The following is a 14,685-nucleotide window of genomic DNA, read 5'->3' as shown; positions in this document are numbered from 1 at the left end:
TTCTTCTCTTGTTACATTCTAATCGTGTAATCCACTTAATTCTAATTCATTCACTAAATCCACACTTGAAGTACCTGTTAATCGAATCACTCCAACTGCTTCTTCTAGATTTCCACCTTCAACTTGGAAATATTCAAATTCCCAATGAGGTTTTAACACTGTTAAAATATGCGCTTTTTCTAACATTTCTTGATAAATCGGAACAATTAACCCTTCTTCTAGCAATCCACTTTCTAAAACACCTAAGCCCGTTGCTAATCGTAAAACAATTTCACTAAACGATTGAGGAATTTGTCGTGCGCTAAACTGATGTTGAAGAAGTGGTAATTGATCCACTTTTTTTACATAAAAAATTCCACTTTTTGCCATTACTACTTGAATCGATACTAAAGTAGACCCTGAAATTGAACGCATTATTTTAGATGCAATCGTACGAAGCTCTCCAACCCATTCAGGATTCATTCGTTTAGACGCAATTGAATATTTTAAATTTCCATCTACATATACATCTTCGGTAATTGGTAAAATCGTAATATGATCTTCATAATCTCGTAAAATTGTCATACTAAAATGTCGTTGACCGGGAACAAATGCTGTTACCATACAAGATTGTTCCTCTACTAGTTGGAACACATGATCATCCATATCATGGTCATAAATCATAATTCCCTTATGTTTTTTATGAAAACGATTCGTCTCTAACACAGCAGGAAATCCAATACTTGATAATAAGCTTGGTAATTCTCCAATACTTGTAATCATTCCATAAGGAGCTACATTAATCGCATGTTCTTCTAAAAATAACTTTTCAACCATACGATTTTGAGAAATTTCTGCTAATTCAAACGATTGATAATAACGTGTTTTCCCACTTAAGGCGATAATCGTATCTATTTCAATTTGATTTGTTAAAACATAAATCGTATCCACTTGCATTGCAAAGTCTGATAATGCTTGTTTATTCGAATAACGAGCAATCACTTCTTTATCTGCTAACAAAACACTAGGTTCATCTTCTTCTCGGAAATGGTAAACACGATACCCTAAACGTTTCGCCATTAAAATAATAGATGAAATTTGAGAATCTCCACCAATAATTCCAATAATACTTCCTGGTAATAATTGACTCATGTGTTTTCTACTCCTTTACAGATTTTTCTTGAAGTTGATCATATTGTGATAAATGATATGTTTCAATGACCGTAATAATTTTTTGTGCATAAGTTGGATCTGTAGCATACCCTGCTTTTTGAAGGGCGTGTGCTGCTTCTTTATAATTTTTTGCTTTTAAAACTGGTTCATATAATTTAGGATTCCAATCCACTCCATATGTCAATAACTTAGCATGTGCTTCTACAGATTCTGCCCAACTATTATAAACTCGAAAAGGGGCCATAATGGTAATCCATTGACCATTGACAAATTCACTTGTTTCTAATTGAACACTCGGTTCTGCAGCACCAGCTTTCATCCCATATAAGTTATAATAATCCTTTGATAACCCACTTTCTCCCCAATCGGACTCTAATATAGCTTGAGCTAAACTAATACTCGGTAAGACTTTATACAATTGATAAGCTTTTTGAGAAGACGGGACAAGCGTTTGAATAAATTGTTGGTGTGCAATTTCTGTAGGGTCTTGTCTTGTTTCTTGGAACTGTAACGTCCCCATAATAATCACACTACAAATCGCTACGAATACTAAAACGATTCCTAGCGTCAATCTCTTAACCCCTAATTTCATATGTGATTTCCATTTGATTGATTTTCGTCTTCCCACAGCAACACCACTTTCTATACATACCTCTAATTCTATCATAAACCTTAATTTTACGCTTGAATTTTCCATGTTTTTTATAAAATTAATTACATTTTCAATCTGACTTTAATCGACATTCTTACTCGTTGTCGCTTGATACAATTTATGATATGATATTCAAGAATTTTAAACAACGAGGTGAAAGTGTGCCTAATCAACAACAAAGTCCTTTTCACATTGGACTCCGAACTTTAAAAACAGCCGTATCTGCCTTTATTTGTATCGTTCTTTTTAAAGTACTTCATCGTGGGTCTCCAATGTTAGCAGTGTTATCTGCCGTATTTAGTTTAAGAACGGATCATAAACAAACTTGGAAATTTGGAGTTTCTCGCTTTTATGGGAATATGTCTGGAGGGATATTAGCCATTATCCTTCTTCAATCGTATCGATATTTTACTCTTCCAGACTACATTGACTTAATATTAGTTCCTCTTGGAATTATTTTATTAATTTTATTTTGCAATCGATTCAACAAAACAGCGGTCATTAATTCTTCAGCGACTTTCTTAGTAATTTTTTACAATATCGAAGCTGCCGTGAATGTAGAATATGCGATTCAACGTGTCTTGGATACTTTAATTGGAGCAGTGATTGCGATGATTGTCAACCGACTATTACCAAGTCCACATTTACAAGAAAAATAGAGCATCCCAAAGCGGAATGCTCTTTTTTGTTTGCTATATTTTCTATAATTTTTTTATTTCGGATAATAATTAATTCCAATCCAGAAAACTCCAAATACAAGCACTAAAATACCGTTACACAATAAATAACGAGCAAAATTGCGACGATTAATATTAGAATTATCAAAACTATAATATAACATCATCACAAAACCCACAATCGGAATTGCTATAAGAAGCCCATACCCAAAATATTCCCATGCACTTAATGGTCTATATTCAGGTGGTCCATCATAATAATTTTTATGCATTTTTTCTCCTCCATATTGTATCTTAAAAGCTATTATATCTTCTATTAATCAAATTTCAAACAATTTTATAAACCTTTTAATTTACCTTTATTATCAAACCCTTAATGATGAACAAAAAAGGCACCCCATACGGAGTGCCGTCAATAAATAGTCGGACGGAGTCGCACCGTCATCTCCTCTCTATTACTAGAAAGGCGTCTTCCTTTTTGAACTACTGCCCTATTTATTACTTTGATTGTACTATATTTACAACCTATTAGTAAATCACATAGTCACGTTTTCTTTGGAAATATAACTTCGCATCTGCTTTTGGTGTGATTTTTGCTGAGAAAACTTCTTCTTTCTTATTCAAATCAAATACTCGAAGTGCATCTTGTCCTTGGTCAAGTCCGACATAAACTAATGTATCTTTGTTTAGCACTTCTTCTGAAGAATATGGATCACGTTGAATTGTTCCAATTTTTTCTAATGACAAATCTGAAGTAAGTTGATAAACCGTTTCATTATTAGCTTGACGCTCACTATTTTCAATATATCCTGGTCGTTCAGCAGGATCCGGTCTTCCATGTTTTCTTCCGGCAAATTTTGGCTGATTCGTTTCTACTGCATAAATTTTAGAACCTGAAATATAGAAGTTTGCTGGACTTCCTAGTGAAGTAGTATCCAATTTGCGGAATGTATTTGTAAATAAATCATATTGATAATACTCATCTTCCTCTGGTTTTTCAGAAGATTTTGGTCCATCTTTTAAAGGAAGTACATTAAATACAATTGTTTCTGGATTATAAGAATGATTTCCGAATGCTGCATTAATCCATAAACCATCTTTTTCAAGTGTTAATTCTCCCACATCTTTCACAGTACCTTCTTCAAAGGATACAATAAACTTCAAGAATTTTCTTTCACTCGATTTTTTTTCTACGAAAGGAATGATAACTCCTAATTCTTTTCCCTTACGTTGGAAGATTGGCTCTTCTCCCCAGCCAAATGATCCCGTAAAATGAATCGGAATTTGTTTTTCAATGATTCGTTTGTTTTCATTCGAGTACATCGCATAATTAAATGTAAAGTCTCCAGAATTACTGAAATATGAATCCCAATGAATATCATAAAATAGTGAAGAATTATCTAATTGTAATACGTGTCTATGATTGACAAGTAATGAACGTTCCAAAAGAGGGATTTTGCTTAATGTCTCTTGTTCTCTCATCTGTCCATTCCAAGTCCCTAATGTTTGGAATAGTTTTTTCACTTTCCCATCCACAATGGCTGATGTCGAAACATTATTACTTAATTTTCCTGCGCCTTCTTTTCCTACTTCAAAAACTGTCCCTTTTAAATATTGATTGCCTTCTGCTGAAGTTTCTATGGTGTAAGGAGCATCTGACATTGACGTCCAAACCATATTCCCAATTCCTACTACTAGAAATCCAACAACGATAACCAATAATCCCCATGCAAATTTAATTGATTTCATATGCTCACCCCCATTAAACACTGACCTTATGTTCTAATAAATAATAATCAACTAACCAATGAATGCCTATAAATCCAACTGCATACAACATTGTCATAAAATATTGTTCCGTTTGAGTAAGAGATAAATGCAGCATCAATTGCATATAACTTGCTAAAATACCACAGCAAATAACAAAGTAAACGACTAAAGACGCCACCATCAAAGCCCAACCATACGCTTTCAATCCTTCTTCTAAAATGGCTAATTGGAAGAAGAAAACAATGACAACCATTATAAATGCCATCAACCACAAATATGCAGTTCCATTTAGTGGTAATAAATATTGTAACATTGAACCCGAATTTAAGAAGTCCGTGTAATGAAGTTGGTCTGCTAAAACTGGGAATCTCCAAATTAATAGCGCCTTATTCACTCCAAGAATGATAAATTGTGTTATTTGAAGTACTAAAATGTAAGACAAAATCGTTAAAAATTTTGCAAAATACACTTGCATTCGATTCCCTGGTAGTAAGAATAATCGATTAATAAAATTCCCTTTACTACGAAATTCTTTGACCCAAATATAAACCGAAGCAATAATAATAATGATAAAAGCTGCCATCAGTGCTAAATTCATTCCAAATCTTGATTGCACTAAATCCGTCACGCTTCTTGTATCTTCGACATTCAGATTTTTAGGATCTATTCTTAAAATACGCATCAGATGAACTAATACTTGAATGACAAAGAACACAATCATTAGAAATCCTAACATAAATTTACTTTTTCCCAACTCATACAACCATAAATTAAAAATCTTTTTCATGATTGATACACCTCCCTCATCACATCTACAATAGATTTACCTTCTTCTTCACGCACTTGTTCTGCGTAAAATTCTTTAATTACTTTTCCTTCATCTAATAAGATAGCTTTATCAACAATATATTCAATATCTTCGATTTCATGAGACGTTAAAATAACTCCAATTCCTTCTAATAAATCTGAAGTAAATAATTGTACAATTTGTTCTCTTGAAAAAATATCAATTCCAGAAAATGGTTCATCCATTAATACAAAATCAACATCTAAAGATAATCCTAATAACAAGTTAACTTTTGCAACATTTCCTTTTGATAATTGTTGAATCACTTCATTCCCTTTGAATTTGAAGAAATGTAATAATTTTTTAGCTTTCTCATCATTCCAATTCGGATAAAAAGTTCTCATAAAAGCTATTGCTTCAAAAATCGTTTCACCTTTATTCACAACAATCTGATCACAAATGTAAGCTAACTTCTTCGAGCGATCTCCTTTGATCACCTGTCCATCAATACTTACTTCCCCTTTTTGGATTGGAATTAACCCCATGATCATATTCATAATCGTTGTTTTCCCAATCCCATTCACTCCGATTAATACGGTAATTTCTCCACGTTCTGCTGTAAAAGAAATTCCATTTAACACCGCTTTGTTGCCAAATCTCTTATGTAAATGTTTCACTTCTAACATGCTACTCTCCCTCTCTTCTCTTCATCGCTTGTTCCAACTGTTCCATGACTTCCTCATTCGAAACATGTAATGGATAAATCGAATCTGCAAAAATTTGTATTGCTTCTTGTAACATTTCTTGCTTTAATTGCCCAATTAAATCGGGATTATCTGTCACTCGACTCATGACATTATTTCCTGTTGAAATCAACCCCATCTCCTCCATTTCTCGAAATGCCCTTTGAACAGTATTCGGATTCACTTGAAGTTGACTAGCAAATTCTCTTCGACTTGGCAATTCTCTTCCTAATTCCCATTCACCTGATACAATTTGCTTTTTAACATAGTCAATAATCTGTTCATATACCGGCAATCGTTTATCAAATTGGATCATAACATTTCATCCCCTCCTTGTACTATTGTGTTAATGCATTAATACACTTTGCTTCTTGACTGTATTATACGCTTGATACACTCATTTCGTCAATCATTTTTTGAAAACATTTTTAAAAAATCCGAAAAATTCTTTTGCTGGCTGTTTTTTGAGATAAATTCGTCGATTGGATAGCGATTTTGACAATAAAAAAACTTTAGACAGGAAATTCCCATCTAAAGTTTTCACTAAGCATTAGCCACGTAATTGACCGTTTTGCCCTAAGTTTCCATGTTTGATTTCTTGAATAATAATGTGAATATGTTCTGTAGGAGCGCCCGTATTTTTCGAAACAACTTCTGTTACTTCTTTGACAAGTGCTTCTTTTTGTTCACGTGTACGTCCTTCTAACATTTCAATATGAATAAATGGCATGACTATCCCTCCTTATTGTAAGAATAGTATACGCCTATACTCGATATTTCTCAATGATCTGTTGCATGGTTTGATTACGAAACAGCACATATAAAATCACAGTATTCAACGGTAAACTGATGATATTTTTCAAAATTCGAAGTCCCATAAAGGCTGAAAAAGCTTTTTGCGTTATCATATAAATCCAAAGCGAATTCAATCCTAAATTAATCACAACTGTAATGATTAATACCGTCACAAAAATACGTGGAAGTGTTAATTCTTTACGATACAGGCAATAGCCATAAATTAATCCACCTAAAACGGCTGTTAAAGTAAATCCAGGGAAAAAGGTACTCGCTTCCCCTCTTAGGAAATTTCCTAAAATATCTACAAAAAATCCTACAACAGCTGCTCGATAAGGTCCTAAAATCACCCCAGCAAGTGCCGCTCCGATAAATCCGAATCCGATTTGTACGAGATTCCCCATTTTAATCGATGGAATCATCTCAATAATTAAACGCATGGCAATCATTAATGCGGTTACCGTTAATGTTCTTGTTAATTGTGTTTGTTTGTTCATATTAGCATCTCCTTTTAACTGTCATAAAGAGCTGCTCCATTTAATAAATAGTCTGTCATTAAATGCAGCGAATGCGAATACACTACCGCAAAGAGTTCTCTTTTTCGTCCAATCGGCAACATCCCATCCATTTGGCACTTAACGCAATGTATTCTACTCTGATTTGTTGTGGTTCGTCTCTTCGATTGACGAAACCTTTTCCATGCACTCCTTTCTACCAGAAAATAGCATACCTGGTTTTTAAGTTGTCGTCAATGAAACTGTCATTCTTCCGTTTCTTTCTATCTTTTCCCAAAGGGAATTGATGAATAAGGCGCTTTCAAGTATAATGAAAGTAACAGATAAGGATGTGAAAAGTATGAGTAATGAACGTTATTTAGTAATTGAATCGAATATGCGAAGTTTATCCTTCCATTTAGAATCTATTACAAAATCAAAATATGATAGCGACTGGCACAGCACAATCCATTCTCATCCATTTATGGAATTATTTTATGTATTAGATGGAAAGGGAGAATTTATCATTGAAAATCGACGTTTCCCTGTAAAGGCACAAGATTTCGTTATTATTAATCCACAAGTCGATCATACAGAAGTTTCTTCCCCTGAAGAACCTCTCGAATATATTGTATTAGGAATTACAGGACTTTCTTTTTCTAACTTTTTTAATACGCAAACAAATGTCGAGCAACCTTTTTCATTTTTCAACTTGCGAGACGAACAAAAGGATATTTTAGTGTATTTAAACGCAATGGTAACAGAAGCAACCAATCACTCGATGAGCTATGAATTAGTTTGTCATAATTTATTAGAAATATTGCTCATTAAAATTCTTCGAAATAAATCGTTTGAAATTGATGTTAGTCCAATTAATAAAACGACAAAAGATATTAGTCTCATTAAACACTATTTAAAAACACATTATCGAGAACAAATCTCCTTACAGGATTTAGCTGATTTAACACATTTAAGCAGATTTTATATCTCACACAGTTTTAAAAATGAAATGAATCAAACACCAATGGAATATTTGACAGATATTCGCATTGAGGAAAGTAAAGTACTCCTCTCTACAACGAATTACTCGATGTCACAAATTGCATCTATTGTTGGATTTTCAACTCAAGCATATTTTTCAAAACAATTTAAACAAAAAATGGGTATGACCCCACTCGCATACCGTAAATCTCAACTAGAATAAGGTGAAACAATGATCCGACAACCCAAACCCGAAGAAAGAAAGCAAATCATTCCGCTCATTCAAACCATTATCGAAGACATGGAATTGCCCATTTTAAAAGTAGTATCACTCAATACTCTTCACGCCATGCTAGAAGAAGCCATGCTACAAGAAGACTTCCGATATAGTCTAACCAATACACTTGTTTATATTGAAGACGGAACCGTTGCAGGAGCAATTTTTGGCTACCATGGACATCTAGAAGAAAAGGTCGATGACCCATTTTATCAATTGTATGAAACGTACAATATTCCTTCTTCCATTCGTCTCTATGAGGATTCTGAAACACAAGCTGGAGAATGGTATATTGATATTCTCTCTGTGCATGAAAATCATCGAAGAAAAGGAATTGGGATGAAATTACTACAGGAAGCTGAAGAATTAGCAAAAAAACAAAACGCTAGTGTCATTGCTTTGAATTGTGATAAGGTGAATGACAAAGCATATCAGCTCTACCAAAAACTAGGCTATACTGCGACTAGTACAAAAATCTTAAGTGGACATTCTTATTATCATATGACAAAAAAACTTGAGTGATTTGGGATGAACAAAAACGATTTATCGATTATGAAAGATAACGAATATAAAAAATTTATTTCGATATTAAAAGAAAAAGTTAGAAGCAGTCAGTTAAAAGCGGCTATAAAAGTTAATTATGAATTACTTGATTTATATTGGAACTTAGGAAAGGAAATTGTTGAAAAACAAAAACAATATTCTTGGGGTGATAGTTTTCTAAAAGTATTAAGTACTGATTTAAGAGAAGAATTCCCTGATATAAAAGGATTTTCACCTGCAAACCTAAAACATATTCGATATTGGTTTAACTTTTATAACGATTCCCTAATGGGGTTACAAGCTGTAACCCAAATATCAGATATTGAAAGAAAAATAAAAAATATTCCATGGGGACATAACCAAAGAATTATGTATAAAAGTAAAGATATCCAAGATGCTTTATTTTATGTAGATAAGACAATAGAAAATGGATGGAGCAGAAGCGTTTTAGAACATCAGATTGATGGGGAATTATATAAAAGACTTGGAAATGCAGTTACAAATTTTGACAATAGATTGCCAGCGCTCCAATCTGAATTAGCCAAACAAACTATAAAAGATCCCTATAATTTTGATTTTTTAACCATACGAGATAAGCATAATGAAAGAGAGTTGGAAGAAGCATTAACCAATCAAATAACTTCTTTCCTTTTGGAACTTGGTACAGGATTCTCCTACATTGGTAAGCAAGTTCATATTAAGGTTGGAGAAAGTGATTTTTATATAGATTTACTTTTCTATCATGTTAAACTGCATGCCTATGTTGTAATAGAATTAAAGACAGAAAAATTTAAACCAGAATTTGTAGGACAACTTAATTTTTATGTAACAGCTGTAAATAAAAACATAAAGTCAGATAGCGATAACCAAACTATAGGTTTACTCATTTGCAGAGACAAAGATAACATAGTTGCTGAATATTCACTTGAAAACATCTCACAGCCAATCGGAATCAGTCAATATGAAATCAGTAAACTACTTAATCAAAAATTCAAAAGTAGTTTACCTTCTATTGAGGAGATAGAAGCATCTATAAAAGAATTCGATTCAAAATAATAATTGATGATTAACAAAAACAGAGGTACCTACTATTATAGTTACCTCTGTTTTAATATTTCTTTTACTGCACGCTTGCCTGACGTAAGTTCACTGTACGTCCAAACGGTAATACTTCAAAGCCTTTTACATTTTCAGCTAATAAATAGCTTTGAGAAGCTTGGTAAATTGGAGCTACAACTGCATCATTCATAATGACTTTTTCTGCAGCTAGCATTTGATTCCAACGATTTTCTGGTTGAGTGGCATAAGTCGATTTCACGGCATCTACTGCTTTATCATATTCTGGGTTAGAGTATTTCGCAAAGTTAATACCGCCACCTGTAATATATTGCTCTAAGAAGTTCAATGGATCTTGATAATCTGGAGCCCAAGTACCGTAGAAAATATCAAAGTCGCTTGCACGTTGTAATTCTAAACGGTTTTTCAATGGAACAGGTTGTAATTTAAATGTTACACCTGGTAAATTCTTTTGAATTTGCGCTTGTAAATATTCTCCTACAAGTTTTGAAGTTCCTGTATCAGAAGTTAATAAAGTAACGGTTGCTTCACTAACCCCTAATTCTTTTTTCGCTAATTCCCATTCTTTTTGAGCTTCTTGTACATCAAATTTCAAGAAATCACCTGATTCATCTACAAAATCTTTTCCAGTTGCTTCATTTGTTGCAAAGCTTTTTGGAATTAATCCTGTTGAAGGAATTGAGCCATCTTTTAAGACATTATTTGTTAACGCTTGTTTATCATAAGCCATCGCAATCGCACGACGGAAGTGTTGGTTTGCTGTTGTTGGTTTCAATGTATTAAAACTCATATATCCCATTGTTGCTTTTGGTTGCGCATGGAATGTTGGTTGAGATTTATATTGATCCACAAATTGGTCACTAATCGTTGTATATTGGACTTGTTTTGAATCAAATAATTGAACAGAAGTTGCTACTTCTTTAGATACATTCACTGTCACTTCATTTAAAGCAACATTGCTAGCATCCCAGTAGTCCGCGTTTTTCACTAATTTCCAAGTTAATTCTGAACCTGTCCATCCTTCTAATTTGAATGGTCCATTTACGACTACATTTGAAACATTTGAACCATATTGATCACCTAATTTTTTAGCCACTGCTTCAGATTGTGGTAAGAAACGTGAACCCGTTAATAATTTTGGTAAATATGGAGCTGGATTTTCAAGTGTAATTTCTAATGTTTTATCATCAAGAGCCTTAACTCCTAATTCTTCCACTGGTAATTCTCCACTACGAATTTTTTTCGCATTTTTGAACACATCCGCTGATTGTGCTACATGTCCTTCTTGTGGATTCACTAATTTACGATAAGTAAATACAAAATCTTGTGCTTTTACAGGAGATCCATCTGACCATTTTGCATCACGTAATGTAAAAGTATAGACTAAACCATCTTCACTCACTTTAGGTTCTTGCGCAGCCATTCCTAATTCAACTTTATTGTTTGCTGCTACACGATATAATCCTTCAAAAATTTGTCCCATCATATCTGAGCTTGGAACATCATCATAATCTGCACTATCTAATGTTGTTAATTCGCCAAAGGTTGTCATTGTTAAGCGATTCGCAGCATTCGTAGAACTTGATGAATTGCTGCCACAAGCAGCCAAACCTACCGCCACTAATAAACTGGTCGCTAACATTTTGGTTGTTTTTTTCATAACAATTCTCCTTTTCATTTCATTCATCGTTTTCACGATAGAGTTATAGTAACAGATTTTATCCGATTCCCCAATTATTCTGCTCAAGATTTTGAAAATTTTCTAAAAATAAAAAAGGCTGCCTCTAGAGGCAACCCTTAGTTTCATTATTCATGATAAACACTTTTTGTTTTGTTTAAGAATGCGTAAGCTAATCCAACAATCACGCCCCCACCGATTGTATTACCGATAAACGCTACTACCCAGTGACGAATTAAGTTGAACCAGTTCATAAATTCTAGAGATGGAGAAACTGCTGAGAATTTAACAATTGAGAATGAAGCAAAGTTTGCTACCACGTGTTCTTCTCCTAAGAATACAAACATGAAAATTGCTGAAATAATAATCCACATTTTAGCAGCATCATCTTTAATTAATAAGAACGCTAAGATTGCAACGTTAACAAAGATATTCGCTAAAACAGCTTCTAGAAGAACTTGTCCATTTCCTCTTAATGCTTTCCCTTTAACAAGACCAACGATGAAGTGTTGTACATCCATTGCATTAAAAGCTGAACTATATGCAAATGCTGCCCCAATAATCATCGCTCCAATCAAGTTGAAGATTCCGCAGTATAATAAAATTGTTACAGCTTTTGATAGGCGAATATTTTTTTGATAAACTCCTGCTGTTAAATACATCATATTAGATGTTGCTAATTCAGAATTTAAGAATAAGATATAAACTAATCCCCAAGTAAAAATAAATGCAAAGAAAAATTTACTTAACGCTGGATTTAATCCTGCAATCACTTGTGCTGCTGCCGCCCCTGCTGCTGTACTCATTGTTAGAAAAGCTCCTGCAAACATTGAACGTAATGCATAACGTGCTTTACTTTCGTCAAACAACGCTTCTTTCTTTTGACAAGCTTTCGCTACTTTTTCTGAAAATTCATAACCTTGTGCCATATAGGTCATTTCCTCCTTTTAATTACTCTTCCTTTTTGGAATAATACTTTGTCAGTATACCACTTTTTTCACAAGGTGAGTAGATAAGATTTTATATTTTTTTAATTTCTTCATAGAATATAAATGACTTTACATTCTATCTCGCTTTCGCTATGATGGTATAGGTTTAAAAGAACACTCTAGGAGGATTTTATGAAAAAATTATTAGCTTTAGCTTTATTAACTGTATCTTTAGGAGCTTGCGCACAACCAACAGCCCCTACTAAACAAACATCTCAAGAAACAACAACTACAGCAAAAGTAGAACAAACGATTACAGTAAATGTTAAAAAAGATGGAGAACCAATTTCAGGAAGTCCATTTACCTTAACTTTCAAAGATGGTGATAAATTATTAACAGTCATGAAAGAACAAATGCAAATCGTTGAAAAAGATGGTTTCGTATCTTCAATTAACGGCATTGAACAAGAACCAGCAAACCAAAAATATTGGTTATTTGATGTCAATGGTGAAATGAGCCCAGTCGGAGCTAACCAAGTTGACTTAAAACAAGGTGACGTTATCGATTGGAAATTAGAAGCATTTAAACAATAATGAAAAATACGTCTATTTTTTCCATTAGAAAAATCACACTGATCGCATTACTATCAACACTAGCCTACATTGGTAGACTCCTATTTTCCTGGATTCCAAATGTTCAACCGGTGACGGTGATTCTATTAATCATTACTCTTGAAATGGGATTAGTAGAAGGAATTTTGACTGCCAGTTTATCGATGATTCTATCTAATATCTTTTTAGGAATGGGACCATGGACCTTGTATCAAATTGCTAGTTTTGCGATTGTCATTCTTGTATTTTCTTGTTTGAAACCTTTCTGGAGACAAACTTGGAAACAACCCTTATTGAAATTAGCCTTTTTTACAATCATGGCTGGTTTAACGGGATATTTATACGGATTTGTCATTTCGATTTTTTCTGTATATTTTTATCATATTCCTAAATTTTGGGTATATTATTTACAAGGACTACCATTTGATACACTACATGCTTTTGGAAATATTGGCTTTTGGATACTCTTATCGCCACTATTGCCACGTATTATTCAAAAGTATCAAACTAAATTTCAGTAATATAAAAAGGAGATTGAATACCGTTCAATCTCCTTCTTTTTTGATTTCTATCGGTTGACAACATTGACAACTTCTCTTTTTTCGATAGTCTTTATGTCGTCTTACTGTAAATTCATCTGGAACTGGATCTTGTCCTCCTAAAATAAATGGATGACATCTCATAATTCTACCAATTCCCATTATTACACCCTTGATAGCGCCATGTTTTTCAATTGCTTGAATCATATACGTTGAACAAGTTGGTCGATAAATACACGATGGTGGAAATAATGGAGAAATCCATTTTTGATATCCTCGAACCAATCCAATCATTATTCTTTTCACACAAAACACCTCTACCCTTGAATCCATTTAAAGAGAACTTGTACTCCTTCTGCTGCAATCAATGTATAAACATATAGTGTGACAGGTTTTGCCACTAAACAAATCGCTACAAAATTCTTAAACGTCATCTTCCCTAATCCTGCTACCATACATAAGAAATCATCAGGAAATCCTGGCAATACTAATGCCCAAAAGAAGAAACGTTCGAATTTCTTCCCATCATTTAAATAGCTAATATATTTATCATAAGTCGCTTGAGAAACAAATGCTTGAACGACTGTTTCTCCATATCGTCTTGCTAGCCAAAAATTAATCATAGACCCAATCATAATACCAATAAAATTATAAATAAACCCATATAAAGGGCCAAATACAATATGCCCAACGACACAAGTTAGTCCGCCCGGAATAATCGGATAAACTACCTGTACTATTTGAATGAAGATAAAGAATAATACTCCATACATTCCCCAATTGCCGACCAACTGTTGGAATGCTCCTCCAACCTCAAAATAATGATGTTTGGCAATGATGTATCCTAAATAAATCGTTAGGAGAATTCCTCCTACTGTCAATACTTGAATAATTTTCCGATTTAATGCAATAGCATTTGTTTTATTCATAGTCCCCTCCTGTAACCTTCTTCATCCAGAATCATTTGATAAGACTACTT

19 protein-coding genes and 1 riboswitch are annotated in these 14,685 nt (G+C 33.5%); of the genes, 6 read left to right on the top strand and 13 right to left on the bottom strand.

The genetic code is table 11. The features are described 5' to 3' along the window. Window positions 1-18: 18 nt before the first annotated feature. Entirely contained in the window at window positions 19-1,131 is a 1,113-nt protein-coding gene (locus tag HMPREF0446_RS00960) for an ATP-grasp domain-containing protein (protein ID WP_006703635.1), read from the bottom strand. A 7-nt stretch (window positions 1,132-1,138) separates the two neighbouring features. Continuing rightward, a complete protein-coding gene (locus tag HMPREF0446_RS00955; RefSeq protein ID WP_006703636.1) occupies window positions 1,139-1,780 on the bottom strand; it encodes a glycoside hydrolase family 73 protein in 642 nt (213 codons plus the stop codon). A 185-nt stretch (window positions 1,781-1,965) separates the two neighbouring features. Here HMPREF0446_RS00955 and HMPREF0446_RS00950 point away from each other — a divergent pair, with 185 nt between their 5' ends. Further along, entirely contained in the window at window positions 1,966-2,463 is a 498-nt protein-coding gene (locus HMPREF0446_RS00950; protein WP_020991246.1) for an FUSC family protein, read from the top strand. 53 nt (window positions 2,464-2,516) lie between these two features. Here the strand turns inward: HMPREF0446_RS00950 and HMPREF0446_RS00945 are convergent, their stop codons facing one another. From HMPREF0446_RS00945 to HMPREF0446_RS00915, 7 genes are all read right to left on the bottom strand, one after another. Further along, the gene (locus tag HMPREF0446_RS00945) at window positions 2,517-2,753 is read right to left on the bottom strand and encodes a hypothetical protein (protein WP_006703638.1); all 237 of its coding nucleotides are present in this window, start codon (window positions 2,751-2,753) and stop codon (window positions 2,517-2,519) included. A gap of 256 nt (window positions 2,754-3,009) precedes the next feature. Continuing rightward, entirely contained in the window at window positions 3,010-4,230 is a 1,221-nt protein-coding gene (locus tag HMPREF0446_RS00940) for a hypothetical protein (RefSeq protein WP_006703639.1), read from the bottom strand. A gap of 13 nt (window positions 4,231-4,243) precedes the next feature. Further along, window positions 4,244-5,038, bottom strand: coding sequence for an ABC transporter permease (locus HMPREF0446_RS00935; protein WP_006703640.1), 795 nt, complete (start codon window positions 5,036-5,038; stop codon window positions 4,244-4,246). Further along, window positions 5,035-5,724 (bottom strand): ATP-binding cassette domain-containing protein, encoded by a 690-nt coding sequence (locus HMPREF0446_RS00930; RefSeq protein WP_006703641.1) that lies wholly within the window; start codon window positions 5,722-5,724, stop codon window positions 5,035-5,037. The genes HMPREF0446_RS00935 and HMPREF0446_RS00930 overlap by 4 nt, the downstream gene beginning before the upstream one ends. A gap of 1 nt (window position 5,725) precedes the next feature. Continuing rightward, window positions 5,726-6,097 carry a GntR family transcriptional regulator gene (locus tag HMPREF0446_RS00925; protein ID WP_006703642.1) on the bottom strand — a complete coding sequence of 124 codons (372 nt, stop codon included), beginning with the start codon at window positions 6,095-6,097 and terminating at the stop codon, window positions 5,726-5,728. A 234-nt stretch (window positions 6,098-6,331) separates the two neighbouring features. Further along, window positions 6,332-6,511, bottom strand: a complete 180-nt coding sequence (locus tag HMPREF0446_RS00920; RefSeq protein WP_006703643.1) for a 2-hydroxymuconate tautomerase — start codon at window positions 6,509-6,511, stop codon at window positions 6,332-6,334. Between the two features lie 34 nt (window positions 6,512-6,545). Continuing rightward, window positions 6,546-7,073, bottom strand: coding sequence for a folate family ECF transporter S component (locus HMPREF0446_RS00915; protein ID WP_006703644.1), 528 nt, complete (start codon window positions 7,071-7,073; stop codon window positions 6,546-6,548). A 63-nt stretch (window positions 7,074-7,136) separates the two neighbouring features. Next, window positions 7,137-7,236: riboswitch (THF riboswitch) on the bottom strand. A 195-nt stretch (window positions 7,237-7,431) separates the two neighbouring features. Here HMPREF0446_RS00915 and HMPREF0446_RS00910 point away from each other — a divergent pair. The 3 genes from HMPREF0446_RS00910 to HMPREF0446_RS00900 are packed head-to-tail and all read left to right on the top strand — an operon-like array spanning window position 7,432 to window position 9,927. Then, a complete protein-coding gene (locus HMPREF0446_RS00910) occupies window positions 7,432-8,274 on the top strand; it encodes an AraC family transcriptional regulator (protein WP_006703645.1) in 843 nt (280 codons plus the stop codon). Between the two features lie 9 nt (window positions 8,275-8,283). Next, window positions 8,284-8,850, top strand: coding sequence for a GNAT family N-acetyltransferase (locus HMPREF0446_RS00905; protein WP_006703646.1), 567 nt, complete (start codon window positions 8,284-8,286; stop codon window positions 8,848-8,850). A 6-nt stretch (window positions 8,851-8,856) separates the two neighbouring features. After that, complete coding sequence (locus HMPREF0446_RS00900; protein WP_020991245.1) at window positions 8,857-9,927, top strand: PDDEXK nuclease domain-containing protein; 1,071 nt, start codon at window positions 8,857-8,859, stop codon at window positions 9,925-9,927. Window positions 9,928-9,991: 64 nt separating this feature from the next. Here the strand turns inward: HMPREF0446_RS00900 and HMPREF0446_RS00895 are convergent, their stop codons facing one another. Then, the gene (locus HMPREF0446_RS00895; RefSeq protein WP_020991244.1) at window positions 9,992-11,608 is read right to left on the bottom strand and encodes a peptide ABC transporter substrate-binding protein; all 1,617 of its coding nucleotides are present in this window, start codon (window positions 11,606-11,608) and stop codon (window positions 9,992-9,994) included. A 146-nt stretch (window positions 11,609-11,754) separates the two neighbouring features. Further along, a complete protein-coding gene (locus tag HMPREF0446_RS00890) occupies window positions 11,755-12,555 on the bottom strand; it encodes a formate/nitrite transporter family protein (RefSeq protein WP_006703649.1) in 801 nt (266 codons plus the stop codon). A gap of 192 nt (window positions 12,556-12,747) precedes the next feature. On the opposite strand from HMPREF0446_RS00890, the gene HMPREF0446_RS00885 reads away from it, so the two are divergent. Together HMPREF0446_RS00885 and HMPREF0446_RS00880 are read left to right on the top strand one after the other, a co-directional pair. Continuing rightward, the gene (locus HMPREF0446_RS00885; RefSeq protein ID WP_006703650.1) at window positions 12,748-13,149 is read left to right on the top strand and encodes a DUF4430 domain-containing protein; all 402 of its coding nucleotides are present in this window, start codon (window positions 12,748-12,750) and stop codon (window positions 13,147-13,149) included. After that, entirely contained in the window at window positions 13,149-13,688 is a 540-nt protein-coding gene (locus tag HMPREF0446_RS00880) for an ECF transporter S component (protein WP_006703651.1), read from the top strand. The genes HMPREF0446_RS00885 and HMPREF0446_RS00880 overlap by 1 nt, the downstream gene beginning before the upstream one ends. 24 nt (window positions 13,689-13,712) lie before the next feature. Here the strand turns inward: HMPREF0446_RS00880 and yidD are convergent, their stop codons facing one another. Continuing rightward, on the bottom strand, window positions 13,713-14,012 hold the full coding sequence (gene yidD, locus HMPREF0446_RS00875; RefSeq protein WP_006703652.1) for a membrane protein insertion efficiency factor YidD: 300 nt from the start codon (window positions 14,010-14,012) through the stop codon (window positions 13,713-13,715). Between the two features lie 11 nt (window positions 14,013-14,023). Then, window positions 14,024-14,635 (bottom strand): TVP38/TMEM64 family protein, encoded by a 612-nt coding sequence (locus tag HMPREF0446_RS00870; RefSeq protein WP_006703653.1) that lies wholly within the window; start codon window positions 14,633-14,635, stop codon window positions 14,024-14,026. Window positions 14,636-14,685 lie beyond the last annotated feature (50 nt).

This window comes from Granulicatella elegans ATCC 700633 (assembly GCF_000162475.2).
Classification (GTDB): Bacteria; Bacillota; Bacilli; order Lactobacillales; family Aerococcaceae; genus Granulicatella; species Granulicatella elegans.
The sequence above is the reverse complement of the archived record's forward strand: the minus strand, read 5'-3'. Positions and strand labels throughout refer to the sequence as shown.